The organism is Rhizobium sp. SL42 (assembly GCF_021729845.1).
Taxonomy (GTDB): Bacteria; Pseudomonadota; Alphaproteobacteria; order Rhizobiales; family Rhizobiaceae; genus Allorhizobium.
Window position 1 is genome coordinate 19,278 of record NZ_CP063397.1, and the last position, 25,215, is coordinate 44,492.

General features: G+C 61.0%; 23 protein-coding genes. 16 read left to right on the forward strand and 7 right to left on the reverse strand.

The annotated features are described in order from the left end of the window. Positions 1–72: 72 nt before the first annotated feature. The 10 genes from epmA to IM739_RS00130 all read left to right on the forward strand — a co-directional run bounded on the left by epmA (position 73) and on the right by IM739_RS00130 (position 12,899). Positions 73–1,140: an EF-P lysine aminoacylase EpmA gene (gene epmA, locus IM739_RS00085; RefSeq protein ID WP_237369258.1), complete on the forward strand. Its 1,068-nt coding sequence runs from the start codon at positions 73–75 to the stop codon at positions 1,138–1,140. Continuing rightward, entirely contained in the window at positions 1,133–2,179 is a 1,047-nt protein-coding gene (locus tag IM739_RS00090; protein WP_237369259.1) for a lysine-2,3-aminomutase-like protein, read from the forward strand. The genes epmA and IM739_RS00090 overlap by 8 nt, the downstream gene beginning before the upstream one ends. 153 nt (positions 2,180–2,332) lie before the next feature. Then, positions 2,333–2,584 carry an acyl carrier protein gene (locus IM739_RS00095; protein ID WP_237369260.1) on the forward strand — a complete coding sequence of 84 codons (252 nt, stop codon included), beginning with the start codon at positions 2,333–2,335 and terminating at the stop codon, positions 2,582–2,584. Next, positions 2,584–3,765, forward strand: coding sequence for an acyl-CoA dehydrogenase family protein (locus IM739_RS00100; protein ID WP_237369261.1), 1,182 nt, complete (start codon positions 2,584–2,586; stop codon positions 3,763–3,765). Before IM739_RS00095 ends, IM739_RS00100 begins: the two co-directional genes overlap by 1 nt. A gap of 5 nt (positions 3,766–3,770) precedes the next feature. Next, on the forward strand, positions 3,771–4,679 hold the full coding sequence (locus tag IM739_RS00105; RefSeq protein ID WP_237369262.1) for an amino acid--[acyl-carrier-protein] ligase: 909 nt from the start codon (positions 3,771–3,773) through the stop codon (positions 4,677–4,679). A gap of 7 nt (positions 4,680–4,686) precedes the next feature. Then, on the forward strand, positions 4,687–5,652 hold the full coding sequence (locus IM739_RS00110) for a DUF1839 family protein (RefSeq protein ID WP_237369263.1): 966 nt from the start codon (positions 4,687–4,689) through the stop codon (positions 5,650–5,652). A gap of 10 nt (positions 5,653–5,662) precedes the next feature. Then, positions 5,663–8,137, forward strand: a complete 2,475-nt coding sequence (locus tag IM739_RS00115; RefSeq protein WP_237369264.1) for a glycoside hydrolase family 2 protein — start codon at positions 5,663–5,665, stop codon at positions 8,135–8,137. A 205-nt stretch (positions 8,138–8,342) separates the two neighbouring features. Next, complete coding sequence (gene purU, locus IM739_RS00120; protein ID WP_237369265.1) at positions 8,343–9,227, forward strand: formyltetrahydrofolate deformylase; 885 nt, start codon at positions 8,343–8,345, stop codon at positions 9,225–9,227. A gap of 155 nt (positions 9,228–9,382) precedes the next feature. Next, entirely contained in the window at positions 9,383–12,310 is a 2,928-nt protein-coding gene (locus IM739_RS00125) for an aminotransferase (protein WP_237369267.1), read from the forward strand. 172 nt (positions 12,311–12,482) lie between these two features. After that, positions 12,483–12,899, forward strand: coding sequence for a DUF3307 domain-containing protein (locus tag IM739_RS00130; RefSeq protein ID WP_237369269.1), 417 nt, complete (start codon positions 12,483–12,485; stop codon positions 12,897–12,899). A gap of 21 nt (positions 12,900–12,920) precedes the next feature. Here the strand turns inward: IM739_RS00130 and IM739_RS00135 are convergent, their stop codons facing one another. Beyond that, complete coding sequence (locus tag IM739_RS00135; RefSeq protein ID WP_237369271.1) at positions 12,921–13,820, reverse strand: LysR family transcriptional regulator; 900 nt, start codon at positions 13,818–13,820, stop codon at positions 12,921–12,923. A 186-nt stretch (positions 13,821–14,006) separates the two neighbouring features. Here IM739_RS00135 and IM739_RS00140 point away from each other — a divergent pair, with 186 nt between their 5' ends. The 3 genes from IM739_RS00140 (at position 14,007) to IM739_RS00150 (ending at position 18,558) form a co-directional block, all read left to right on the forward strand. Then, complete coding sequence (locus IM739_RS00140; protein WP_237369272.1) at positions 14,007–15,302, forward strand: NAD(P)/FAD-dependent oxidoreductase; 1,296 nt, start codon at positions 14,007–14,009, stop codon at positions 15,300–15,302. 38 nt (positions 15,303–15,340) lie between these two features. After that, complete coding sequence (gene amaB, locus IM739_RS00145; protein ID WP_237369273.1) at positions 15,341–16,882, forward strand: L-piperidine-6-carboxylate dehydrogenase; 1,542 nt, start codon at positions 15,341–15,343, stop codon at positions 16,880–16,882. A 134-nt stretch (positions 16,883–17,016) separates the two neighbouring features. Further along, complete coding sequence (locus IM739_RS00150; protein ID WP_237369274.1) at positions 17,017–18,558, forward strand: bifunctional aminoglycoside phosphotransferase/ATP-binding protein; 1,542 nt, start codon at positions 17,017–17,019, stop codon at positions 18,556–18,558. Here IM739_RS00150 and IM739_RS00155 read toward each other — a convergent pair. The 5 genes from IM739_RS00155 to IM739_RS00175 all read right to left on the reverse strand — a co-directional run bounded on the left by IM739_RS00155 (position 18,555) and on the right by IM739_RS00175 (position 22,780). After that, positions 18,555–19,013 carry a hypothetical protein gene (locus IM739_RS00155; protein WP_237369276.1) on the reverse strand — a complete coding sequence of 153 codons (459 nt, stop codon included), beginning with the start codon at positions 19,011–19,013 and terminating at the stop codon, positions 18,555–18,557. The two genes, IM739_RS00150 and IM739_RS00155, sit on opposite strands and share 4 nt — an antisense overlap. Before the next feature lie 75 nt (positions 19,014–19,088). Further along, on the reverse strand, positions 19,089–20,024 hold the full coding sequence (locus IM739_RS00160; protein ID WP_237369277.1) for an energy transducer TonB: 936 nt from the start codon (positions 20,022–20,024) through the stop codon (positions 19,089–19,091). Beyond that, complete coding sequence (gene exbD / locus IM739_RS00165) at positions 20,021–20,494, reverse strand: TonB system transport protein ExbD (protein WP_237369278.1); 474 nt, start codon at positions 20,492–20,494, stop codon at positions 20,021–20,023. The genes IM739_RS00160 and exbD overlap by 4 nt, the downstream gene beginning before the upstream one ends. A gap of 4 nt (positions 20,495–20,498) precedes the next feature. Next, a complete protein-coding gene (gene exbB / locus IM739_RS00170) occupies positions 20,499–21,695 on the reverse strand; it encodes a tonB-system energizer ExbB (RefSeq protein WP_237369279.1) in 1,197 nt (398 codons plus the stop codon). A 161-nt stretch (positions 21,696–21,856) separates the two neighbouring features. Next, positions 21,857–22,780 carry a 1-phosphofructokinase family hexose kinase gene (locus IM739_RS00175; RefSeq protein WP_237369280.1) on the reverse strand — a complete coding sequence of 308 codons (924 nt, stop codon included), beginning with the start codon at positions 22,778–22,780 and terminating at the stop codon, positions 21,857–21,859. 233 nt (positions 22,781–23,013) lie between these two features. Between IM739_RS00175 and IM739_RS00180 the strand changes: the two genes are divergently transcribed. Continuing rightward, positions 23,014–23,634 carry a riboflavin synthase subunit alpha gene (locus IM739_RS00180; RefSeq protein ID WP_237369281.1) on the forward strand — a complete coding sequence of 207 codons (621 nt, stop codon included), beginning with the start codon at positions 23,014–23,016 and terminating at the stop codon, positions 23,632–23,634. A 12-nt stretch (positions 23,635–23,646) separates the two neighbouring features. On the opposite strand, the gene IM739_RS00185 is transcribed toward IM739_RS00180, so the two are convergent. Continuing rightward, on the reverse strand, positions 23,647–24,054 hold the full coding sequence (locus tag IM739_RS00185) for a response regulator (protein ID WP_237369282.1): 408 nt from the start codon (positions 24,052–24,054) through the stop codon (positions 23,647–23,649). Between the two features lie 215 nt (positions 24,055–24,269). Here IM739_RS00185 and IM739_RS00190 point away from each other — a divergent pair, with 215 nt between their 5' ends. Together IM739_RS00190 and IM739_RS00195 are read left to right on the forward strand one after the other, a co-directional pair. Further along, on the forward strand, positions 24,270–24,671 hold the full coding sequence (locus tag IM739_RS00190) for a hypothetical protein (RefSeq protein WP_237369283.1): 402 nt from the start codon (positions 24,270–24,272) through the stop codon (positions 24,669–24,671). A 56-nt stretch (positions 24,672–24,727) separates the two neighbouring features. Continuing rightward, positions 24,728–25,213, forward strand: a complete 486-nt coding sequence (locus tag IM739_RS00195; protein ID WP_237369284.1) for an MgtC/SapB family protein — start codon at positions 24,728–24,730, stop codon at positions 25,211–25,213. The last annotated feature ends 2 nt before the right edge of the window (positions 25,214–25,215 follow it).

Genomic DNA, 25,215 nt, shown 5'->3' on the forward strand with positions numbered 1-25,215 from the left:
TTTCTTGGGCGCACGTAACCTAAATTCGGCAAAATAGCCAGCCCGTGTTGAGATAAGGACCGAGAAACCGGAATGACCGACCGTCGCCGTTCGTCGCCTGCGTGGTGGACCCCCTCGGCCCATGCCGATAGGCGGCCTTTCCTGCTCGGCCGCAACCGCATCCAGGCCGCATTCCGCAGTCATTTTGCCGAGCACGATTTCATCGAGGTCGACACAGCAACGCTGCAGGTTTCTCCCGGCAATGAAGCGCATCTTCATGCTTTCGCGACCAGCGCGATCGGCAATGACGGAACGTCCGCGCCGCTTTACCTGCACACGTCGCCGGAGTTTGCCTGCAAGAAACTGCTGGCCGCGGGCGAGACCCGCATAGCCTGCTTCGCCCATGTCTACAGAAACCGGGAGCGTGGCCCCCGCCACCATCCAGAGTTCACCATGCTGGAATGGTACCGCGTCGGGGAGAGCTACGAAACGCTGATGGCCGATTGCGGCGATCTCCTGACACTCGCGGCAAAGACCACCGGCACCACAAGCTTCACCTACAACGGCATGAGTGTCGATCCTTTTGCCGAACCCGAGCGTCTTTCGGTCGCGGCTGCGTTCGAACGCCATGCCGGTATCGATCTGCTCGCCACCATTTCGGCAAGCGGTGAAACCGACAGGCGGGCCCTTGCGGATCAGATGCGCCTCGCCGGTATCCGCATTGCCGACGACGACACCTGGGCAGACCTGTTCAGCCGTGTGATCGTCGAGAAAATCGAACCCAAGCTCGGCATCGGCCGCGCCACCATTCTCGACCGATATCCGGTCGCTGAAGCCGCCCTTGCCCGCCCCTGCGCCGACGATCCACGCGTCGCCGAACGCTTCGAGCTTTATGCCTGCGGCGTTGAACTGGCCAATGCCTTTGGCGAATTGACGGATCCGGTCGAGCAGCGTCGCCGCTTTGAAGCAGAAATGCAGGAAAAACAGCGCGTATACGGCGAAACCTACCCGCTGGACGAAGATTTCCTTGACGCATTGGCCATCATGCCGGAAGCCTGCGGCATCGCGCTTGGCTTTGATCGCCTCGTCATGTTGGCAACCGGCGCCTTGCGCATCGAACAGGTCATCTGGGCACCCGTCGCGGAGACCCACCTTGATTGAAACATCGCTGCGCAGTGTCGAAGACCTGAAAGCGGCGGGCCTTGTTGCCGCCGACGCGACGGATGCGCTTGAAGAAGTTGCTGCACGCTATGCCATCGCGCTGACGCCGACCGTCACCGGTTTGATTGACCCGAATGATCCCAACGACCCGATCGCCGCACAATATGTTCCGCAACCCGCCGAGCTCGTCGAGACCGAAGGCGAGCGCGCCGATCCGATCGGCGACTATGCGCATTCCCCGGTCGAAGGCATCGTGCACCGCTATCCGGACCGGGTACTGCTCAAACTGGTGCATGTCTGTCCGGTCTATTGCCGTTTCTGCTTCCGCCGCGAAATGGTCGGGCCGCAAGGGGATGGAAGTATGTCGCCGGAGCAACTCGCTGTTGCGCTCGACTACATCCGGTCCCATTCCGAAATCTGGGAAGTGATATTGACCGGCGGTGATCCGCTGATCCTCTCGCCGCGTCGATTGCGCGACGTCATGCGCATGCTTTCGACGATCGAACACGTCAAGATGGTCCGCATCCACACCCGGGTCCCTGCCGTGGATCCGGCACGCATCACCCCCGAACTCATCGACGCCCTGAACGCCAGCGGGAAGACGGTTTATGTCGCGCTGCACTCCAATCATCCCCGCGAACTGACCTCGGAAGTCCGCGCAGCTTGCGCCCGATTGATCGATGCGGGTCTTGCCATGGTCAGCCAGAGCGTGCTGCTCAAGGGCATCAACAACAACGCCGACATCCTTGCGGCCCTGATGCGCGCCTTTGTCGAAACCCGCATCAAGCCCTATTACCTCCATCATCCCGACATGGCGCCGGGCACGGGCCATTTCCGCCTGCCCATTTCCGAAGGCCAGGCCATCATGCGCGAGCTGCGATCCAAGGTGTCAGGCCTTTGCATACCGCACTACATCCTCGATCTACCCGGAGGCTTCGGCAAGGTTGCCGCAGGCGAAAACGCCCTGCACGAAACTGCGCCAGATCGATACACAATTTTGGACCGGCACGGGAACGAACAAGAATATCGCGAAATATAGAAGCGAAACCGGACCCTTTTCCGGTAAAACTGCAATTGGCGCGTGCAACCGCCGAAAGTAAGTCTAATTTTACTAAACCACTTAGCGAAACCTTCGTCTTTCCTCTGTAAGAAATCGCTCAATAGATTTGAGCATTCGCTATGGAGGAAATAGATGAACGAGACCATTCGCACGCTTCTTGCCAAGCTTGGTGGACTGCCTGTCGCAGTGGACACCATCACCGACAGTGCAGACCTGTATGCCGTCGGCCTCTCCTCTTTTGCTTCCGTACAGCTGATGCTCGGCCTCGAAGAAACCTTCGACATGGAATTCCCCGACCATCTTCTCAACAGAAAGTCCTTCGCCAGTATCTCGGCGATCGAGACAACGGTTCAATCGATCCTCGAGGATAGAAAGGTCGCCTGATGGACCTCTCCACCAAGGTGGCAGACCAGAGTCTCAAGGCTCGCGCCACGCGTGTTGCAGCCATTGCCGCCGCCTATGCCGATGAAGTCGACAAGGCGGGACGCTTTCCAGCCGAAGCCATCGATGCACTGAAATCCGAAAGGCTGATGGGAATCCAGATCCCGGTCGACTGTGGCGGTGAGGGCCGCAGCACTTCCGAGATCGCCGAACTGTGCACCATCATCGCACAGGCTTGCGCCGCCAGCGCGATGATCTTCGCCATGCACCAGATCAAGGTATCCAGCCTCGTCTCCCATGGCGTCGACGCCGGATGGCATCGTACTTTCATGCAGAAGATCTGCAACGAACAACTCCTGCTCGGCTCGGCGACGACCGAGGGCGGGATTGGCGGGAATTTGCGCAATTCCATTTGCGCGATCGAGGTCGATGGCGATCGCTGCCGGCTGGAAAAGGATGCAACCGTCATTTCCTACGGCAAGCACGCCGATGCCATTCTGATCACCTCGCGCAGCCACAAGGATGCGCCGCCGACCGACCAGGTCATGACAGCCTTCCTGAAAGACCAGTATACGCTTGAGCAGACCCATGTCTGGGACACGCTCGGCATGCGCGGCACCTGCTCGGACGGCTTCCTCTTTAAGGGTGAGGCACCTGCCGAACAGATCCTGCCGAAGCCGTTTGCGGAGATCGCTGCCCAATCGATGCTGGCAAGCTCGCATCTGCTGTGGAGCGCTCTCTGGTATGGCATCGCGGTCGATGCCTTCACAAAGGCCCAGACATTCGTCCGCGCCGCCGCCCGCAAGGCGCCCGGCACGACACCTCCGGGCCTCGTGCAGCTTGCGGAAATGTCGAGCCAGTTGCAGGTCATTCGCTCGAACATCAAGGCTGGTCTCGGCAACTATGAGCAGGCTCTGAGCGATCCCGACCGGCTGTCCTCGATGGGCTTCGCCGTTGCGATGAACAACGTCAAGATCGCCTCGTCGGAGATGATCCTGCCGGTCATCCACCAGGCGCTGAGGATCTGCGGCATCATGGGCTACAAGAATGGCACGCCGTTCAGCCTCGGCCGCCACCTGCGCGATGCCCATTCGGCAGAGCTGATGATTTCCAACGACCGCATCCTCGGCAATACGTCGACGATGCTTCTCGTCCACAAACAAGAAACCGGACTTTTGGGGTAACGGAAATGGATATGCAGGTAAGCTTTCTGGACCGTCTCTTCGAGAGCGGTCTTCTGATAGAGACGGGTGTTGATGGGCTCTACGGCCGCAGCGGCCGCTTTGAAGACGTGATCGCCGCATTCGAGCGCCTGATCGACACCTTCGGTGGCGGCGACTGCGCCGAGGCCATCCGCTTCCCGCCGGGCATGAACCGCGCCTATTTCGAAAAAAGCGGCTACATGAAGAGCTTCCCGCAGCTCGCCGGCACCGTGCACTCCTTCTGCGGCAACGACCACGACCATCTGAGCCTGCTCCAGTGCATGGAAGAGGGCAAGGACTGGGCCAAGGAACAGAAGGCGACCGATATCGCTCTCACCCCGGCCGCATGCTATCCGCTGTATCCGACAATTGCCAAGCGCGGCCCATTGCCGGCAGAAGGCGGTCTCTACGACCTGCAGTCCTACTGCTTCCGCCATGAGCCGTCCAAGGATCCGGCCCGCCAGCAGCTGTTCCGCATGCGCGAATATGTGTGCATGGGCACGGAAGCCCATGTCACCACCTTCCGTCAGACCTGGATGGATCGCGGCGTCGAGATGATGAAGGCCGTCGGTCTGGACGTCGAACTGGACGTCGCAAACGACCCGTTCTTCGGTAGGGCTGGTCGCCTGCTCGCCAATAATCAGCGCGACCAGAACCTGAAATTCGAACTGCTGATCCCCGTCACCTCGCAGACCAACAAGACTGCCTGCATGAGTTTCAACTACCATCAGGACGCGTTCGGCACGAAATGGGGCCTCAACCTTGCCGACGGCTCGGTCGCCCACACCGCCTGCGTTGGTTTCGGTCTGGAGCGCATCGCTCTGGCGCTCTTTGCCCAGCATGGCCTGGAGACGGATCAATGGCCCGAAAACGTTCGCAAGGCGCTCTGGGGCTGATCCATTCATGATAGCCGTCTTTCCCGGGCTGGATCCGGCAAACTACGCACGACATGCGCTCCATTCGAGCGAGCGCATGTGGCCCGAAACCAATTGCTATGTCGATCTTTGGATCGAGGTGCTCGCTGCACAGGGGCTGGCACCAGAGGCGATGCTCGGCTTCACGCTCACTCAGGACTTCGAAGGCGACCAGTTCACCTTTTTCAAGGTGCCGCTGGAAGACCTCGAGGCGCTCTACGACATCCGCGTCACCGAATTGGCGATCTTCGACAGCGTCGAGACCCATGTTGGCGAGCAGATCGCGCGTGGCCGTCTCTGCCTGGTCGAGATGGACAGCTATTTCATGCCGGACACCCAAGGGGTCGGCTACCGCAACGAGCATGGCAAGACGACCGTCGGCATCAACCGGCTGGATCTAGTCGGCCGATCGATGGACTACTTCCACAATGGCGGCTTTTTTCGCCTGCAAGGCGAGGATTTCGACGGCGTATTCCAACACGATCTGCCGGAAGGAGCCTTGCCGTTCCTGCCTTACACCGAATTCGCCAAGTTCCCCCGGCAGGCAGCCACGATTGCCCATCAGCACGAGGTCGCAAGCCGCCTGTTGAAACGACACTTCATCCGCCGACCGGATGCCAATCCGATTGCAGCTTTTGCTGAAGTCTTCCCGAGACAGGTCGAGGTCGTTGCCGAAAAGCCCTTCGGCTACTTCCACAAATATGCGTTCAACACGCTGCGCCAGTTCGGCGCGAATTTCGAACTGCTGGCCAGCCATCTAAAGTGGCTCGATGCCACCAGTCACGACACGGCGATTGCTGAAGCACTGAAGATCAGCGAATGCGCCAAGACGGCCCAATTCCAACTTGCCCGCGCCATTGCCCGCAGGAAATTCGAACCGCTGGCCACAACCCTTGACCCCGCGATCGCAGCATGGGATCGGCTGATGGATGATCTGGGCACAAGGCTCGGCTGAGGGGAAAGATATGGCGGCGGGGACGATCTATCTGGGAGCGGATATTCGCCCGCTGGAAATGGGCTGGACCTTGCTGGTTACCGAAGCCGGCCGCTACGCCAATCCGGCGGAGGTCCATCGCCCGGCTGCCCGCATTCCGGCACCGGTCCCCGGAACGGTCGCCGGCGCACTGGCTGATGCAGGCCTGTTCGATCCGGAGCATCCGCACCCTCTGCATGACAAGGACGCCTGGTATTTTCGCTCGCTCGAAGGCGAAAGAGCCGGGCCTGCCCTGCTCCGTTTCGAAGGCCTGGCGACGATTGCCGAAGTCTACCTCAACGGCCAATTGCGGCTGTCATCGGAGAGCATGTTCGAAGCCAATGATCTCGCCATTGAGATCACAGGTCGCGACGATCTGGCAATCTGCTTTCGCGCGCTCACCCCGCATCTCGAAAAACGGGGACCCCGTGCCCGCTGGCGCCCACAGATGATGGACCATCAGGGCCTGCGCCTGACACGGACGACCGTTCTCGGCCACATGCCGGGCTGGTGTCCGGAGATTCATCCTGTCGGCCCCTTCCGGCCGATCTCCCTCATTCGAGCCGGGCAAAACCGGATATCCGACCTCCGCATCGACGCCGATCGCGATGACGAGGGCAACGGCCTTCTGACGGCCAACTTCCGCCTGGAAGGCCACGCAGACAATGTAGCCATCGAATGCTGCGCCCAACGTCTTGAACTCACCCTGTCTGCTGACGGCGGGGTCACCGCCGAATTGCGAATCCCGAACGTTGAAGCCTGGTGGCCGAGGACCCATGGTCATCCTGCCTTGCACGACCTTCGCCTGATCATCGACGGCAGCCCCCATTCCCTAGGCCTGGTCGGCTTTCGCCGCATCGAAATCGACCGGGGGGCAGATGGCAAGGGCTTCGGCATAAAGGTCAACGGCCAGCCTGTCTTCTGTCGCGGCTCAGTCTGGACCAATGCCGATATCCTGCGCCTGCCGGGCACGGCAGAAGCTTACGCACCCTGGCTGGTGAAGGTCGCAGAAGCGAACATGAACATGATCCGCATCGGCGGCACCATGACCTACGAGAGCCAGGATTTCTTCCGCCTTTGCGACCAGCTCGGTATCATGGTCTGGCAGGACCTGATGTTCGCCAACTATGACTATCCGGCGGCAGACGAGCGTTTCGCAGCGCATGTCTCCCGCGAAGTGACCGAACTCCTTGCCGGGCTGCAAGGCCATCCATCGCTGGCCGTCGTCTGCGGTGGCAGCGAAATCTTCCAGCAGGGTGCAATGCTCGGTCTTCCCGAACGGATCTGGAGCGGTGACCTCTTCAACGAGACACTGGCGCACCTGACGGCGACACTCAGACCGGACGCCGCCTATGTCGCGAACTCACCCTGCGGCGGCGCCATGCCTTTTTCGCCGAATGAGGGCATCACCCACTACTATGGCGTCGGCGCTTATCAGAAACCGCTGGAAGACGCCCGCCGCGCCGAAGTCCGCTTTGCCGCCGAATGCCTCGCATTTGCCCATGTCCCGCAACAGCGCACCCTCGACACCCACCTGCCCGTCGCGCCGGTTCACGATCCGCGCTGGAAGGCCCGTGTCCCCCGCGACCGCGGCGCATCCTGGGACTTCGAGGACATCCGCGACCACTATCTGCAGGATCTCTACGGTTTTGATCCGGCGCGCCTGCGCCGCGAGGATGGCGGCCGCTATCTGAATTTCTCGCGCGCGGTGACCGCCGAAGTCGTAACCGAAACCTATGCCGAATGGCGCCGGACGACATCGTCTTGCCGCGGCGCTCTCACATGGACGTTTCAGGATCTCTCGGCCGGGCCGGGTTGGGGTTTGATCGATTCGACCGGCGAGCGCAAATCCGTCTGGTACGCTCTCAAGCGCGCCTTCCGTCCGCTACAGGTAATGCTGACGGACGAAGGTACGAACGGTCTCGATGTCCACGTCATCAACGAAACAGCAGAGGACGAACCGGTCACGCTGGAGCTCGTCTGCCTGCGCGACGGAAGACAGACCGTGATCAGCGGCAAGCGCGAGCTGACACTGGCGGCGCGCAGCAACCAGCGCATCCCTGCAACCGATCTTTTCGGTGCCTTCTTCGACACATCCTATGCCTTCCGTTTCGGTCCACCATCGCATGACGTATCGGTTGCCAGACTGCGAGCTGCGGATGGAACGTTGCTGGCAGAAGCTTTTCATTTTCCGTTGGGCAGGGCTGCGGCTCTGCATGACGCGAACTTCGACCACAAGCTGGTGCAGGAAAATGGTGCATGGCTGTTGGAATTGTCGTCCAGCACTCTAGCCCAATCGCTTCATCTGGACATGGAACACCACTGCGCCGAGGATGACTGGTTCCACCTCGCGCCCGGTTTGACGCGTCGGCTCAAGCTACTGCCGAGACAAAGCGCCGACCCGACACACGCGCCAGCCGGCACGATCAGCCAGCTCGGCACGGCCAACCTGCACCATTTCTCCTGACCGAATGGCAGCCGCCTCCCGTCAAACAACGACGGGGATGCGCTTGCCGAAGACGCAACGGGAACGGAATTTTCCTTCGCCTCGCATAAGCTTGCGCATATCGAGGCGGGAAGGCACGTGCCAGATGCGATCCACCGGACCTTTCCGGTGTGACGCAACTGCGATAGACAACACGACGCAGCCCGGGTCCAGGAGAAGAGAGCCTATGACGAGCCATGTATTGACCGTTTCCTGCCAGTCTACGCGCGGGATTGTCGCCGCGATCTCCGGCTATCTGGCCGGCAAAGGCTGCAACATCGTCGATTCTTCGCAATTCGACGATCTCGAAACCGGCATGTTCTTCATGCGCGTCTCCTTCATTTCCGAAGAGGGGACCAGCCGCGCGGAACTCGACCAGGGTTTTGCGCCGATCGCCGAAAAATTCGGCATGACCGCGGAAATACACGACAGCACCCACCGCATGAAAGTCATGCTGATGGTGTCGCGCTTCGGCCACTGCCTCAACGACCTGCTCTATCGCTGGAAAATCGGCGCCCTGCCGATCGAGATTGTCGGCGTCGTCTCCAACCATTTCGACTACCAGAAGGTCGTCGTGAACCACGACATCCCCTTCCACCACATTCCCGTCACCAAGGCCAACAAGCCCCAGGCCGAAGCCCGCATCATGGAGCTGGTCGAGCAGAGCGGTACCGAGCTCATCGTGCTGGCCCGCTACATGCAGATCCTGTCCGACCAGATGTGCCAGAAGATGTCCGGCCGGATCATCAACATCCACCATTCCTTCCTGCCGAGCTTCAAGGGTGCCAACCCCTACAAGCAGGCCTTCGAGCGCGGCGTGAAGCTGATCGGCGCCACTGCCCATTACGTCACTGCCGACCTCGACGAAGGCCCGATCATCGAGCAGGACGTCGCCCGCATCACCCATGCCCAGTCATCGGAAGACTATGTTTCGATCGGACGCGATGTCGAAAGCCAGGTGCTGGCCCGCGCCATCCACGCCCATATCCATCACCGAACCTTCATCAACGGCAACCGGACCGTCGTCTTCCCGGCAAGCCCGGGCTCCTATGCCTCCGAGCGCATGGGCTGAAGCGCTATCCAGGCAGAGGCCAATGTGCCTCTGCCGCCCTGCCGATCCTGCTCATATCCGCAACATGCAGCCACGGACGGCAGCCTCAATGAGCGGGATAGACGCAGGCCCGCTCTCTGCTAATCTCTCGATTGTGATTCCGAGGGAAAACAAGCATGGCCGATTCCGCTCTCTTCCAGCGTGCAGAGCTTCCACGTCCTAATTTTTCGGAAGCGGATGCGACCCGTATCCTGAGCGATATCTACGGCTTCAACGGCCCGATCCGCGAATTGGGCAGCCAGCAGGACCGCAACTATCTGATCGATACCGGGGCGGAGCGCTTCGTCCTCAAGATTTGCCGTGCCGAATATGCAGGCGACGAGCTTGAGGCGCAGAATGAAGCCATGCGCCATCTGGCCCAATCTGGTCTCGATCTGCGCGTACCCGAGTTGATACCAGCACTCACCGGAGAGGAAATCCTCGCCGTGGAGGTCAACGGGGAGGACTACCGGGCCCGTGTGCTGACCTATCTTGATGGGGAGCCCCTCACCCGCCACAAGCACCTGGCACCGGAAGTCGTGGCGGCATTCGGCGATGTCGCGGCCTCCGTCGCACTCGGACTGCGCGATTTTTCACATCCGGGCCTCGATCGCGACCTGCAATGGGATCTGCGACGGGCCGGTCCCGTCGCACTGCATCTGCTGAAATCGGTGACTGACCAAAAGCGCCGCGACCAGATTGCCAAGGCCATGATCCTCGCAGTCAAGCACATACAGCCACTCGCAGCCAGCCTGCGCATCCAGCCCATCCACCATGACATAACCGACGACAATGTGGTCACGCGCCGCAATGCCAATGGTCGTCTGATTCCCGATGGCGTCATCGATTTTGGTGACATCCTCAACGGCTGGCTGGTCGCCGATCTCGCCGTGACCTGCACGGCCCTTCTTCATCACGCCGATGGCGATCCCTTCTACATTCTCCCCGCCGTCACGGCCTTTCAGGAACGCTACCCCCTGACCAAGGAGGAGTTGATGGCACTCTGGCCGTTGATTGTCGCACGGTCCGGCGTTCTGGTCGCCAGCACCGAGCAGCAACTGGCCATCGATCCCGACAATGAATATGTGGTCGGCAATGCGGCCCATGAGCGGGAGATGTTCGAAGTCGCAACCTCCGCTCCGTTCTCGTTGATGGAAACGGCGATTCTCAAGGCTGCCGGTTTTGAATTGACCGGCCCCGAACTGGTCTTTGCCCACACGCTGTTGCCTGGCATCACTCCCGACCAGATGCGCTTGACCGACCTCAGCGTGACAAGCCCCGATCTCCTGCGCGACAACTGGTCCGATCAGGAAATCGACTGGAAGCTGTTGGCGCGCGCCGCCGCCGAAACTGGCATAGCCTCGACACGTTACGGCGAATATCGGCTATCCTATACCCGCACCCTGTCCGCCGTGGCTCCGGCAACCTTCGCGCTTCACATCGACATCTGCCTGCCGGCTGCGACCGAAGCTGTCGCCCCTTTCGATGCAACCATCATTCGCGACGGCCACCATCTCATCCTGTCGAGCCAGAACGTGTCCCTGCATCTCGATGGCATCGACTGCGGCCTGGAAGAAGGCGCCACGGTAAATGCCGGCGACAGCATCGGCGCGGTAGCAGGGGCCGAGGGCGGCATCGGCGGATTGCGTATCCAACTCTGCCGCGATCCGGATCTCGTTCCGCCGTTGTTTGCCAAGCCGCACCAGAGCGAAGTCTGGCGCAAGATCTGCCCCTCACCCTCCCTGCTTCTTGGCGTCGGCGTCGATGCACCCGACATTCAGAGCGAGGCTCTGCTTGTGCGCAGGCAAAAGAGCTTCGCCAAGCCACAGAAGAATTACTATGCCGATCCGCCGCAGATCGAACGCGGCTGGAGGGAGCATATGTTCGACGTCCAGGGCAGGTCTTATTTGGACATGGTCAACAACGTCACCATTCTCGGCCATGGTCACCCGAAGCTTGCCGCGGCCGCCGGTCGGCAATGGTCGATGCTCAACACCAATTCCCGCTTTCACTATGCGGCTGTCGCGGAATTCTCCGATCGCCTTGCCGCGCTCGCTCCCGATGGTCTGGACACGGTTTTCCTGGTCAACAGCGGTTCCGAAGCCGTTGATCTGGCCCTCCGGCTCGCCTGGGCGCATAGCGGACACCGCAATATCGTCAGCCTTCTGGAAGCCTATCACGGCTGGACCGTCGCCAGCGACGCCGTCTCGACGTCGATTGCTGATAATCCACGCGCCTTGGAGACCCGTCCAGGCTGGGTACATCCGGTCCTGTCGCCCAATACATATCGCGGCAAATTCCGTGGCGAGAACGCGACCGAAGGTTATGTGACAGCGGTAGAGGACAAACTCGCCGAGATCGAACAAAGCGGCCAGGGTCTGGCGGGCTTCATCGCAGAAAGCGTCTATGGCAATGCTGGCGGCATTCCGCTCCCTGCGGGCTATCTTCATCAGGTCTATGCCAGAATCCGTGAGCTCGGCGGCGTATGCATCGCCGACGAGGTCCAAGTCGGATATGGCCGCCTGGGTCATCATTTCTGGGGTTTCGAGCAGCAGGGCGTCGTTCCGGACATCATCACCACCGCCAAGGGCATGGGAAACGGCCAGCCACTCGGCGCAGTGATCACCCGGCGCGAGATAGCCGACAGCCTGGAAAAGGAAGGCTATTTCTTCTCCTCGTCGGGCGGCAGCCCGGTCAGCTGCGTCGTCGGCATGACCGTGCTCGACATCATGGCCAGCGAAAAGCTGCAGGAAAATGCCCGCGATGTCGGCGATCACCTCAAGCGACGGCTTGAGGCACTTGGCCAGCGTTTCCCTCTCGTGGGCGCCGTTCACGGAATGGGCCTCTATCTCGGCCTCGAATTTGTCCGCGACCGCGAAACGCTCGAACCGGCGACCGACGAGACGGCAAACATATGCGACCGTTTGCTGAACCTGGGCGTCATCATGCAACCCACGGGCGATCATCTTAACGTTCTGAAAATAAAGCCTCCTCTGTGCCTGACAGTCGAAAGCGCCGACTTCTTTGCAGACATGCTGGAAAAGGTGCTTTCCGAGGGCTGGTAAGCCGGCATGGCAGCCCGTCAAATGCTTCCAATCGCCTAACATCGGTCGGCGAAATGCGCTGATCGACGAAACAAAGCGAAAAGCTAGAACCAGACGAGACGAAAAGCGATCTTCACAGCGCTTCAAACTGTGGTCTATCGTCATCTCCGACCGACATGACGAAAGACACCGAATGCCCATACTGCCCGAGCAAATTTCGACCCACTGGATGGTCGGGGCCCTCGCACTGTTCCTCGTCAAGCAATGGGTGGCTGACTTCCTGTTGCAAACGGCATGGATGGCCAAGGGTAAGGAGCGTTCCTCGGGCTGGGTTTTGCCGCTGGCGATTCATGTTTGCATCCATGGGCTGGCAACGCTGCTGATCACGCTGGCGATCGCACCCGGCCTCGCATGGCTGGCTCTTGTCGACATCGTCATTCACGGCTTGATCGATCGCGGTAAGGCACGGATCCAGTTGCACATGACCATGACGCCCGATCGCTCCTGTTTCTGGTGGCTGCTCGGCATCGACCAGACTCTGCATCATCTGACCCATCTGGTCTTCGCGCTCCTGCTCGCTGCAACGAAGACCGCGAGCCTGGTCGCATGAAGCCCCCGCGCCAATGCACCCCTATGCCACTGTGGCTGCAAGTTCCTGCACGATCCAGTCGCGAAACTTGAGCAGCGGCGGATAGGTCGCGCGCTCCCGCGGAAATGCGAGATAGTACCGCTGGGCGCTCTGCATCGGGCGATCCACGGCCGCGACCAACTCTCCCCGTCTCAATTCTTCCTGGATAAGAAACGTCGGTAGCAGAGCCACCCCAAGTCCGCCGATGGCCGCCTGGGAGGCTGTTGCGAACTGGTCGAACAACATTCCATGCACACTGGCGAAACTGACGCCGTTTTCGGTGAACCAGCGTTCCCAGGCATCCGGCCGGGTGGTCAGATGCAGCAGGGGCACCGACAACAGATCGGCCGGCTCGACAATGCCATGCGCCTGACGGAATTGTGGACTGCAGGCCGGCAAGGTCTTTTCCTGCATCAGAAACGTCATCTCGGCGCCAGGCCAGACCGGATCGCCGAAATGAATGGCTGCATCGATTGAATCCAGACGGAAGTCGAACGGCGAAAGCCGCGTAACCAGGTTGATCGTGATACCCGGGTGCGTGGCGAGGAATTGCCCGAGGCGTGGAGCAAGCCAGCGCGCGCCGAAGGTCGGCAGGATCGCCAGGTTCAGCGTGCCGCCATTTGGATTGGCGCGCAGGTTCAGCGAAGCGCTGGAAATGCGCCTAAGCGCCTCGCGGATCTCTCGCGCGTAACTCTCGCCGGCCATCGTCAATCGAATGGTCTGGCGTTCGCGCAGGAAGAGTTCGACGCCGATCTGGTTTTCCAGCGCCTTGATCTGGCGACTGACAGCACTCTGCGTCAGGTCAAGCTCGCGCGCCGCCGCAGTGATGCTGCCGGTCCGGGCCGCGGCCTCGAATGCCGTGAGCAATGACAAGGAAGGAAGAAAGCGCCGGGGCGACAGCATGGTTATGCCTTTTGGGAATGATCTCTTGAGTAATTATCGCTGGAATGCGTTAGTTTCCTCTTCTAGATATCTCAGGACTGCACGGATCGGAATGATGTCGCCAAAAATCCGCAGGCGGATCTCGACATTTTCGACCCGGCTTTTTGCCTGCGACCGACGCCACACCTGCTGACCCCAAGGCCCGCCATGCTGAATGATCCGCGATCCCACGGTCTTTGGGAAAAGACCGCTCCGGCCGCCCCGAAGACAACGAAACTGGTGGGTGACCACAAGGCCGACGTGGTCATCGTCGGCGGCGGCTATACCGGCCTCTCGGCCGCTCTGCATCTCGCCGAAAGCGGCACCAGCGTTATCCTGCTCGAAGGCAAGGAAATCGGTTTCGGCGGCGCAGGCCGCAATGTCGGATTGATCAATGCCGGCATGTGGGTCATGCCCGACGATCTGCCGGGTGAACTTGGCGCAATCCATGGCGAGCGCCTGCTGGATCTCTTGGGCAATGGTCCAGGCGTTGTGATGGACATCATCGAACGGCATGGCATTTCCTGCGAACTGGAGCGCGCCGGCACCCTGCATTGTTCCGTTGGCGCCACCGGCCAGAAAGAAATCGAGGCGCGTGCCGAACAGTGGCAGCGTCGCGGCGCGCCGGTGGAACTGCTGAATGCCAGCGAGACGGAGCGCAAGATTGGCACCGGCGTTTATGCCGGTTCACTGCTCGATAAACGGGCAGGCACCTTGCAACCGCTCGCCTATGCCCGCGGTCTGGCAGCGGCCGCCATCAAGGCAGGCGCCACGCTCCATACATCAAGCCCAGTCGTGAGCTACGACCGTCGTAGTGACACGAACGGCGATGGCTGGCGCGTCGTGACCGCCGACGGTCGTGTCACGGCGCAATGGGTGATCGTTGCGACAGATGCCTATAGCGAAGGCCCGTTCAAGGCCGTCCGGGAAGAGCAGGTCCACCTGCCCTATTTCAATTTCGCCACCGTTCCGCTCGGTGACAACCTGCGCAAGACCCTTCTTGCCGAGCGCCAGGGCTGCTGGGACACCAAGGAGGTCCTGTCCTCGTTTCGCATGGACAAGGCAGGGCGACTGGTGTTCGGCAGTGTCGGCGCCTTGCGCGGCACTGGCCTAGCCATCCACAAATCCTGGGCCCGCCGGGCATTAAAGTCGATTTTCCCGCAGATAGGCGACATCGCCTTTGAATGCGAGTGGTATGGCAAGATCGGCATGACCAGCAACGCCCTGCCGCGCTTCCACAAGTTTGCTCCAGGTATCATCGGCTTCTCTGGCTACAATGGCCGCGGGATCGCGCCCGGCACCGTATTCGGCAAGACACTGGCTGGCCACATTCTCGGCCAAATAAGCGAAGACCAGTTGCCGCTGCCCCTGACCGATCCGGAAGCGCCTGCCTTCCGCACGCTGAAGGAAGCATGGTACGAAGCCGGCGCCCAGGTTGCGCATCTGGCCGGCGCACGATTTTGAATTCACTCGATCTGAAAAGACCTGACGGAAGGACCACCATGACCCTCGCAAACCTCAACCTTGCGGCCGAAACCGTCTCGCTGATGGCTACCTTTGGCGTCGACGCCAAGGCGCTGGTAGGCGGCACCCTCGCCGTTCGCTCGCCGATCAATGGCGAAAAACTCGCCGCCCTCGTTGAAATCTCGGCTGCCGACACGAAGACGGCCATCGACTCCGCCCATCAGGCATTCCTTGAATGGCGCCTGGTGCCGGCCCCGCAGCGTGGCGAACTGATCCGCCTGCTCGGCGAGGAACTGCGTGCTGCGAAGGATGCGCTTGGCCGCCTCGTGTCGATCGAAGTCGGCAAGGTTACGTCCGAGGGTCTGGGCGAAGTCCAGGAAATGATCGATATCTGCGATTTCGCTGTCGGCCTGTCGCGCCAGCTCTACGGCCTCACCATCGCCACCGAGCGCTCCGAGCACCGGATGATGGAAACCTGGCACCCGCTGGGCGTCACCGGCATTATCTCCGCATTCAATTTCCCGGTCGCCGTCTGGTCGTGGAATGCGGCTCTGGCCCTCGTCTGCGGCAACTCCACCGTCTGGAAGCCGTCGGAAAAGACTCCGCTGACCGCGATCGCCACCCAGGCGATCTTCGAGAAGGCCGTGAAGCGCTACATTGCCCAGGGCGGCAAGGCTCCGGCCAATCTCTCGACCCTGCTGATCGGCGGCCGTGATATCGGCGAGATCCTCGTCGACAACCCGAAGGTACCGCTCATCTCCGCCACCGGCTCGACCGCCATGGGTCGGACCGTCGGCCCGCGCGTGGCGCAGCGCTTCGGCCGCAGCATCCTCGAACTGGGCGGCAACAATGCGGCGATCGTCGCTCCGAGCGCCGACCTGGACCTGACGCTGCGTGGGGTCGCATTTGCCGCCATGGGAACCGCCGGCCAGCGCTGCACGTCTCTGCGCCGCCTCTTCGTCCACGAAAGCATCTATGACACGCTCGTTCCGCGCCTGATCAAGGCCTATGCTTCGGTCACCATCGGCAGTCCGCTGGAAGCCGGCAAGCTGGTCGGCCCGCTGATCGACAAAGGCGCCTATGACCGGATGCAGAAGGCTCTCGACGCAGCCAAGGCAGCTGGCGGCAAGGTTTCCGGCGGTGAGCGCGTTCTCGCCGACGATGCGCAGGACGCCTATTACGTGCGCCCGTCACTGGTGGAAATGCCGGAACAGGTGGGTCCCGTCGTCGACGAAACCTTCGCTCCGATTCTTTATGTCATCAAGTACAAGGACTTCGACGACGCACTGGCGCTGAACAACGCCGTTCCGCAGGGCCTGTCCTCGTCGATCTTCACCAATGACATTCGCGAAGCCGAAGCCTTCGTTTCGGACCGGGGCTCCGATTGCGGCATCGCCAACGTCAACATCGGCCCGTCCGGCGCCGAAATCGGCGGTGCATTCGGCGGCGAAAAGGAAACCGGCGGTGGCCGCGAATCCGGTTCGGACAGCTGGAAGGCCTATATGCGCCGTGCGACGAACACCATCAACTACGGCCGCACCCTGCCGCTGGCCCAGGGCGTCAAGTTCGACATCGAATAACCTAAGATCGGTCCGGCGGCATTCCATATCGCCGGACCGTGTTCCATCTGAACGAAAGTGGCTGCGCCTCGCTCTGGCCATCACCGCTGAAATCAGCGAAGCTCCAGCAATCGGAATGCGCTGCAGGTGGGCATATGGAAATCCAGGACCAATCGGCCGTCATTGCATTTCTCAGCAAGCCGGAAAGCTACGCCGCTTCGGATCCGGTCGAAATCATCGAAACCCATATATCGATCGTCTTTCTGGTCGGAGACCGCGCCTTCAAATTGAAGCGCGCCGTCAAACTGCCCTATGCCGATTTTTCGACCTGCGCACTGCGTCACCAGTTCTGTGAACGCGAGCTGGAACTCAACAGCAGGGCGGCGCCAGAAATCTATCTTGGCGTTCGAACAATCAGACGGACTTCAGACGGCAGGCTGCATTTTGGCCAAGAAGGCACGCCGCTCGACCATGTGGTCGAGATGAAGCGATTTGCACAGGCCGACCTTTTTGACCGCATGGCCGTTGACGGACGATTGACGATGGCGCTGATGGAGCAAACCGCAGAAGGCATTGCCGTCTTTCATGCAGACGCCCCGGTCAGCCACGCGGAACCCGGCGCGGCAAACATGGCGGGCGTGCTCGACATCAACGAAGCGGGCTTTGCCACCGGCACGATCTTCGAGCCAGCCGCGCTATCGGCAGTGACGGCTGCATTCAGGCACGCCTGGAACCGGTATGCGCCCCTGCTGGATCAACGCGAGAGACACGGCAAGGTACGGCTCTGCCATGGCGACCTGCATTTGCGCAATCTTTTCCTCGGCCCTGAAGGCCCGCGCATGTTCGACTGCATCGACTTCAACGAAAAGATTGCCACGTGCGACGTGCTCTATGACCTCGCCTTCCTGCTGATGGATCTCTGGCATCGCGACTTTCCGCATTTCGCCAATGTCGTCGTCAACCGCTATCTGGATCGCACCGGGGACGAGGCAGGCTTCTCGCTACTGCCATTGTTCATGGCCATACGCGCCGCCGTTCGCGCCCATGTGACCGCCACGCAGATTGCCGAGATCGGTGATGCCACGGGCGCGGCGACGGCTAGCGCCCTCTCCTACTTTCAGCTTGCGAACCGACTGCTCGCCGATAACAGGCCGTGCCTCGTGGCGATCGGCGGCTTCAGTGGCTCGGGAAAATCCACGCTGGCCGATGCCCTGGCCCCGGCGCTCGGCGCACCGCCCGGCGCCCGTATCCTCGAAAGCGACCGCATTCGCAAGGCGATGTTCTCGACCAAACGCGGCGACACCCTTCCTCCCCAGGCCTATCGCCCGGAAATATCCATCAAGGTCTACGATCAGTTGAACGAGAAGGCGCGGACGATTGTGTCGGCCGGGGGCAGCGTCCTTGTCAACGCGGTGTTCGATCGCCAGACCGATCGCGAGGCGATCGAAGCGGTCGCCGCCGAACGCAAGGTGCCGTTCGTCGGCATCTGGCTGACGGCAGATGCCGAGATCTTGCGGGCACGGGTCTTGGCAAGGCCCAAGGGCGATTCCGATGCCACAACCGACATTCTGGATCTGCAGTTCACCCATGACACCGGCGCCATCACCTGGCACAAGCTCGATGCCACCCGCGCGATCGGCGTCCTCGTTGACGACATCAAGACAAGGATCGACGCCCGACCGTCCAAGACAGGCTAAAAAGCTGTACCGTCGGACAGCAGCCAACGCAGCATGCGGGCAAGATCACGCGCCACCCAGCTGCCATTGCGCCCGCCGGAGGCGCCGAGATCCATGTCCTCGAAAAAACAGACAAGCCGGTGGCTGTCGACGGCATGAAAGCGCCAGCCAATCTCCGTCGCCCCGACAGTGGTCGCCGCCACCTTGTCTGCAAGGAATGTCGCCGGGACCGAGTTTCCGGCAAGGACCGCCACAGTACAGCGCGTTGTATTGGCATGGACCAGCAACACTGCCTCGACGCCATCGCCCTCGTTGATCCGCCACCAGCGTTCGTCGCGCGAAACTGCCGTCACATGGCGCGGTGGGGCATCGGGAGCAATCGCAAGTCTGGCATCGGCGCAGGCCCTTGGAAAGACTTCATCCAGCCAACTTTCGATCAGCGCATAGTCGGCTTCATACGCCTGCAGCAAATTCATTCAGACCTCGCCCACATTCCTGATCCCCTCAGACTGGATGAACAGGAAAGCCGGCACAAGTCAGTAAATTGGAGCTTAGCCATTCTTGAAGTAAAACGGGACGGTGATCGTCTTGTTGACACCTGGCGGTGGGGCCGGAACCGGCGATGCGTTCTCCACCATCCCTAGGACCGCATTGTCGAGCGACGGATAACCGGAAGAGCGCGAAAGGGACACCGAGAGTACATTGCCGGAATCATCGATCCGGAAACGCACATAAACGGTACCTTCCTCGCGGTTGCGACGCGCCTGTGCCGGATATTTCTTCCGCCGCTCGAGATGAGACATCAGGCGCGATTGCCATTTGGCCGGCGAGACGCTGCGTCCGGCGCCGCTGCTGACCGCTTGTGCCGCGGTACGATTGGACTGGGTGACATCCGCCTTGGCCTGGCGAGCGGCTTGAGATGCAGGCGCCGCCTGCTGCTTCTTCACCACTTTCTTCGGCTTAGCTTCCTGCTTCTTCTCCACCGACGGCTGCGGCACCGGTGGCCGCACCATGGGGATCGGCACCTCGACATTGTCGAGTTGCGCCATCACCATCTCCTCGATCGGATCGATTTCTTCCACGGGCTCCGGCAGAGGCTCAGGTATGACAGGCGGCGGCTCGACGATCTGCTCGACCACCTCTTCCTCTACGACAGGTTCAGGTGGCGGCGGCTCCGGCAAGGGCTGGACCGGCGGCTCTTCCATCGGTTCCGGCAGAGGTTCGTTGGACGCCGTCTGGATTTCCTCGGCATCGACCGTCTCGCTCGAAACTTCGGTTTCCTCGGTGACCACCGCTTCCGGCTCCAGCGCAAGTTCGATCATGATGGCCGCAGGCGGAGTTCCATCGGCAAGCTCCATCGGCGGCTCGCGCAGCATCAGCGCAACGGCACCGGCATGAGCGGCAAGAACCGTCAGTCCCGCCGTTGTCCAGAGCAGCCATTCGCCGACCACCCGTGCTGGAGACCTGGGCTCGCCGTTGATATTCATTGCTGCGGCTCCGCCGTTGGCGCAGCTTCATCTGCGCTCTGCGGCATGGGCAGGGTCTCGAGCCCGACGAGTGCGATCTTGAGATAGCCAGAGTCCCGCAGCAGGTTCATCACTTCCATGAAGTTGCCGTAGTCGACCGTCTTGTCGGCACGCAGGAAGATCCGCGCGTCCTTGTTGCCGGTCGTCAGGCGGTCGAGGGCACCGCCAAGCGCTTCACGCGTCACCACGTCATTGCCGAGCGCAAGGCTCATGTCGCCCTTGAGGGTAACATAGACCGGCTCGTCCGGCCGCTGTGCCGGCTTGGCCGTGGAGGCCGGCAGGTCGACATTGACGTCGACGGTCGAAAGCGGCGCCGCCACCATGAAGATGATCAGCAGGACCAGCATGACGTCGATGAACGGCGTGACGTTGATCTCATGATTTTCGCTGAGATCGTCACCCGAATTGTTGTCGCGAATACCGCCGGCCATTATCTTACTCCGCAGCCAGTGTCACGGTCTCGGCGCGTCCACCCCTAAGGGCCGTCTTGCGGAAATCCAGATCGCGGCTGATCAGCCGTTCGATGCCGGCAGACGCGTCGGACAGCAACTGGCGATAGCCGGTTACCGAGCGGGCAAAGACGTTGTAGATGATAACCGCCGGAATGGCCGCGACCAGACCGACAGCCGTGGCCAACAGCGCCTCGGCGATACCGGGTGCGACAACCGCGAGATTGGTCGTCTGGGTTTCGGCAATCCCGATGAACGAATTCATGATGCCCCAGACCGTGCCGAACAGACCGACAAACGGCGCAGTCGAGCCGATGCTGGCCAAAACGCCTGTGCCCTTGGCCATCTGCCGCCCGGCGCGGGCCTCGATCCGGCCCAGTGCAGACGACACGCGCTCCTTCACGCCGGCACCGCCGGCATGATCGATCGCCGCATCCGACAGCGACATTTCATGCTTGGCCGCACGCACCATGGAGGCAACGACGCCGCCTCGGCGTTCGAGTACAGTCAGCGCATCCTGCAGCGAGCGGGCCGTGACCACGGCCTTCAATCCGCGATTTGCACGCTGCCTGGCGCCAAACAACTGCAGGGTCTTGGCAACCCAGACGGTCCAGGTGACGAGAGAGGCGAATGCCAGCGACAGCATGACCGCCTTTACCACCCAATCCGCCGCCATGAACATGCCATAGGGCGAAAGGTCGTGCGGCAGGATCGCGGCTGCCGATGCATCCGAAGGCGCAACCGCATCGACCGGCGCTGTTTCGGCGGATGGTGCAGGTGCGGGTGAAGCCGAAGCGGCAGGTTCGCCGGAAGCCGGCGCCGGCGCTTGAGCGTTGACGGCAGGCTCGGCACCAGGCGTGCCGACCGCGGGCGAAGCCGTTGCCGCAGATGCAGGCGCTTGTGCAGGGACATCGGCAGGCGGCACACTGGCCGCTGGTTCACTGGCTGCCGGCGCCTGTACCGGAGAGGCAGCATCAGTCGAGGGAGCGGCGGCGGCCGGCGCGACACTTTGTGCAGCCGCGGGGACATTGGGTACGACCGGAGAATTCTGCACGACTGAGGCAGCTGGTGCGATGGCCGGCGTGCTGTTTTCCTGGGCTAGAACCACCGTGTTTACAGCCAAGCCGACCAGCGCGGCCAGACCCATCATCCTGATCGAAGGTCCCGAATGAGTGAGAGGCATTGGGAGCTCCCTATATGTAACTCTGTGCTAAAAGGACCGGCAAGGATCGAGCCGCGCCGGTTGCGCTGCCTCTCCTTAATAAACCTGACTACTTGTGACAAGTAATAATGATGGCGGCAAATCAAAAAAGCGGATGATTGCACGCAGGTTATCTGCCGGCGTCAATCTGCGCGCCGAGCGAAGAGATCGATGACATCCTGACGACGGCAAAGCTCGGTGCCGGCCGTCATGACGGCAGCGGCGCCCGCCGCCTGCCCGAAGCGGAATGCCTCGTCGATGCCATGTCCTTCTGCCAGGGACCAGGTCATGCCGGCGACAAAACTGTCCCCGGCCCCGACAGCCGATTGAACAGGCACGGAAATCGCCGGCACCCTGACAATCTGATCTGCAGACACCAGTATGGCGCCATCGGCTCCGAGGGTCACAGCGATATACTGCGCGCATCCCTTGCGCACATAGTCCTGCGCCGCCGGTCCGACACTGTCGTGATCGAGCGTCCGGCTGAGGAAGGCTTCGAACTCCCGAAGGCTCGGCTTAACCAGAAACATGCGCGCCCGCGCAAGCGCTGCCGCCAGAGCCGGGCCGGACGTATCGAGCACAAACCGTGCGCCCTTGGCTGCAGCAAGTTCGGCCAGCCGCACATAACAATCATCCGGCACTCCACGGGGAAGGCTGCCGCTGGCAACGATGTAATCGGCATCCGACGTCGAGACGGCCTGGAAAACAGGCTCGAGTTCAGCGTCGCTGACCAGCGGCCCTTCCGGCACGAAACGATATTCCATATTTGTCGACAGCTCGTGCACCGCATAGGCGACCCGCACCGGATCGTGGATCGGGAAGGCGCGACCTGCAATTGCCAGCGGCAGTAACATCGTCTCCAGCAACTGCCCGGTGGCGCCACCGGACAGGAACATCAATTCGCATTTGCCGCCGAGTTCACTGATCACCCGCGCGACATTGACGCCGCCACCGCCCGGAAACTGCTGCTGATTGAACGTCCGCGTCTTGTGGGTATGACGCACGACGTCAGCATCGCTGGAAATATCGATGGCCGGGTTGAGCGCAATGCAGAGAATTTTCGTCATGGTGCAATCGACCGTTTCTCGAGACAGGAGAAATTTCCCGCACGATCTATATCGCCAGGCATTTGGCCGCCGCAACCCGGTCGAAAGACGGGTGCCCGAACCCAGCGGCGTCATCTAGTGGCGCGCGTCGCATCGCATTTAACCCGAATACTGAACGCTGCGATCGGAAAACGGGGATTGTGTTTGCGCAAAGAGACATTACGTTCCGCACAATCGCCGAAGGAAAGACGCCCATGTATACCGGTATCGTTCAAACCGTGGCCCCGGTCACAAACATCGTTCGCCATGACGGCTACACGCAATTCCATGTGGAATTGCCCGAGCGGCTGATGGCCGACCTCCAGATCGGCGCAAGTGTCTCGATCGAGGGCGTCTGCCTGTCCGTCACCACCATCACCGGCAACCGCGTCACCTTCGACGCCATGGATGCGACGCTTGATCGGACCAACCTCGGCATCTTGACGATTGGCGACGGCGTCAACGTCGAGCGTTCAGCCAAGCCGACTGACGAGAATGGCGGACACAATATTGCCGGCCATATCGCATCGACGGCAGAACTCGTCGCCTCGAAGATGGACATGCCCGGCGCGTTTATCCGTTTCCGCGTCCCGGAAGAATGGGCGAAATACGTGTTCAAGCGGGGTTACCTGGCCGTCAACGGCGCCAGCCTCACTGTCGCAGAAGCGGAGGGAGACATGTTCACCATCAACCTCATTCCCGAGACACTGCGCCAGACCACTTTTCCGCGCTACAAACCAGGCGACCCTCTGAACATCGAAATCGACCACCAGACGATGGTCATGGTCGATGTCGTGGAGCGTACTCTGGAACGGCTTATGACGAAGGCACATTGACCTTCCCTTTCATCAGTGCTGTCCCTGCGTTTGCCCTGCCGAACCATGCCCTGGCGAGCCGTCGCCCATCAGGGCCCTGAGCACCTTGCCATAGTCCGCAGGCTTTGGAGCGCAGAGCGACTTGGGGATGCCGTTTTCCTCAATTTCACGGATCGCCGAACCTGACACGATGCGGAAGGGAATGCCCTGGCGGAGCAAACGCTGCACCAGCGGCGTGACCGCACCATCGCGGACCTGGAAATCCAGGATCGCCCCGGAAATATGTTCCTGCTCGAGAATGTCGAGCGCGTCGCTGACACTCTCCGTCGTGATGACATTGACGCCGGCCCGTGCGACGGCATCGGCGGCATCCATCGATATGAATACATCGTCCTCGACGATGAGGATGGTATCGATCGCTAAGGCTTGTCCTGCTGGCATCATTGATCTCCTTCGACAACACAACGTGCTGCCAATGGCTTTGTTCAGATTTTCTTAAAATGCCAAATGTCATGGTAAACAAGGCCTTAAGGCCTTCGACGTGAAACCGTCGCGGCAACGGTGTCAGATGCCATAGAAAAGCTCGATGGAACTCCGGGTCACAGTCTGCGTTTTTCTCGCACGTTTTGCCACTGTGTGTAAAAAGGAGAACAGCCATGCAGATCATTGAAACCCAGGTTCGCGAAGGAAATGGTGTGAAGGCGGGCTTCACAGTCGATTTCATTGGCGATGGCAATGAGCGCATTTCGGTCGAGATGGCCCAGAGCGGCAACAATGCCTTGACCCGCGAAAACGCCGTGCAGAAGGCCCGCGTCATCCTGCTGCAGGCGGGTTCCTTCAACCCGACCGAGAAGGGTGGCGAGGGGAAACAGGACAGCGATGCCCCCTCCGAAGCCAGCGAAGCCGTCAAAAGCCTGAACCAGGAACGCAAGGACGACAACCGCAGCGGCAGCGCCTTGCAGGAGGGCCTCGAAGACAGTTTTCCGGCAAGCGATCCTGTTTCCGCGACGTACACGTCGACGGCCGCGACCGAACAGAAGCCCGAACACAACCACTGAAACAGGTAAGGGTGACGATCATGACGGATCGCTGCCCATTTTTGGATTGAGGCGTCATGCCAAGCGAACTTTTGTCTTTCGGGACCGAGACCAGTCTTCCTTTGTCGTCCATCGTGCTGCGCCTTTTCGTCGCCATGATATGCGGTGGTGCTATCGGGTTCGAGCGAGAATGGCGCAGCCGTGCCGCCGGGCTTCGCACACACATCCTTGTCTGCCTTTCAGCCGCGATCGTTGCCCTTCTCACCATTGAAATCGTGCACTACGACATCTTCCAGGGTGAGGAAGTCAGAATGGACCCGCTTCGACTGATTGAAGCGGTCACCGCCGGCGTCGCATTTCTCGCCGCAGGAATGATCGTCTATTCCAAGGGTGAGGTTCAGGGCCTGACGACGGGGGCTGGCCTGTGGTTTGCCGGGTCGATCGGATTGGCCTGCGGGCTGGGCTTCTGGCAGATCGGCCTGATTGCCAGCACCTTTGCGCTGGTTGTCCTTTGGCTGCTGCACTTCGTTGGTGCCAAGCTACCGAGCAGTGACGACACGTGAAC

What these genes read in the sequence shown, in the direction of transcription:
- IM739_RS00125 (WP_237369267.1), top strand. Translation starts at nt 9,383, where the DNA reads ATGGCCGATTCCGCTCTCTTCCAGCGTGCAGAGCTTCCACGTCCTAAT.
- IM739_RS00160 (WP_237369277.1), bottom strand. Translation starts at nt 20,024, where the DNA reads ATGAATATCAACGGCGAGCCCAGGTCTCCAGCACGGGTGGTCGGCGAA.
- IM739_RS00115 (WP_237369264.1), top strand. Translation starts at nt 5,663, where the DNA reads ATGGCGGCGGGGACGATCTATCTGGGAGCGGATATTCGCCCGCTGGAA.
- IM739_RS00130 (WP_237369269.1), top strand. Translation starts at nt 12,483, where the DNA reads ATGCCCATACTGCCCGAGCAAATTTCGACCCACTGGATGGTCGGGGCC.
- IM739_RS00155 (WP_237369276.1), bottom strand. Translation starts at nt 19,013, where the DNA reads ATGAATTTGCTGCAGGCGTATGAAGCCGACTATGCGCTGATCGAAAGT.
- purU (WP_237369265.1), top strand. Translation starts at nt 8,343, where the DNA reads ATGACGAGCCATGTATTGACCGTTTCCTGCCAGTCTACGCGCGGGATT.
- IM739_RS00195 (WP_237369284.1), top strand. Translation starts at nt 24,728, where the DNA reads ATGCCAAGCGAACTTTTGTCTTTCGGGACCGAGACCAGTCTTCCTTTG.
- IM739_RS00175 (WP_237369280.1), bottom strand. Translation starts at nt 22,780, where the DNA reads ATGACGAAAATTCTCTGCATTGCGCTCAACCCGGCCATCGATATTTCC.
- IM739_RS00105 (WP_237369262.1), top strand. Translation starts at nt 3,771, where the DNA reads ATGGATATGCAGGTAAGCTTTCTGGACCGTCTCTTCGAGAGCGGTCTT.
- IM739_RS00190 (WP_237369283.1), top strand. Translation starts at nt 24,270, where the DNA reads ATGCAGATCATTGAAACCCAGGTTCGCGAAGGAAATGGTGTGAAGGCG.
- IM739_RS00095 (WP_237369260.1), top strand. Translation starts at nt 2,333, where the DNA reads ATGAACGAGACCATTCGCACGCTTCTTGCCAAGCTTGGTGGACTGCCT.
- IM739_RS00135 (WP_237369271.1), bottom strand. Translation starts at nt 13,820, where the DNA reads ATGCTGTCGCCCCGGCGCTTTCTTCCTTCCTTGTCATTGCTCACGGCA.
- exbB (WP_237369279.1), bottom strand. Translation starts at nt 21,695, where the DNA reads ATGCCTCTCACTCATTCGGGACCTTCGATCAGGATGATGGGTCTGGCC.
- epmA (WP_237369258.1), top strand. Translation starts at nt 73, where the DNA reads ATGACCGACCGTCGCCGTTCGTCGCCTGCGTGGTGGACCCCCTCGGCC.
- IM739_RS00185 (WP_237369282.1), bottom strand. Translation starts at nt 24,054, where the DNA reads ATGCCAGCAGGACAAGCCTTAGCGATCGATACCATCCTCATCGTCGAG.
- IM739_RS00100 (WP_237369261.1), top strand. Translation starts at nt 2,584, where the DNA reads ATGGACCTCTCCACCAAGGTGGCAGACCAGAGTCTCAAGGCTCGCGCC.
- exbD (WP_237369278.1), bottom strand. Translation starts at nt 20,494, where the DNA reads ATGGCCGGCGGTATTCGCGACAACAATTCGGGTGACGATCTCAGCGAA.
- IM739_RS00150 (WP_237369274.1), top strand. Translation starts at nt 17,017, where the DNA reads ATGGAAATCCAGGACCAATCGGCCGTCATTGCATTTCTCAGCAAGCCG.
- IM739_RS00110 (WP_237369263.1), top strand. Translation starts at nt 4,687, where the DNA reads ATGATAGCCGTCTTTCCCGGGCTGGATCCGGCAAACTACGCACGACAT.
- amaB (WP_237369273.1), top strand. Translation starts at nt 15,341, where the DNA reads ATGACCCTCGCAAACCTCAACCTTGCGGCCGAAACCGTCTCGCTGATG.
- IM739_RS00140 (WP_237369272.1), top strand. Translation starts at nt 14,007, where the DNA reads ATGCTGAATGATCCGCGATCCCACGGTCTTTGGGAAAAGACCGCTCCG.
- IM739_RS00180 (WP_237369281.1), top strand. Translation starts at nt 23,014, where the DNA reads ATGTATACCGGTATCGTTCAAACCGTGGCCCCGGTCACAAACATCGTT.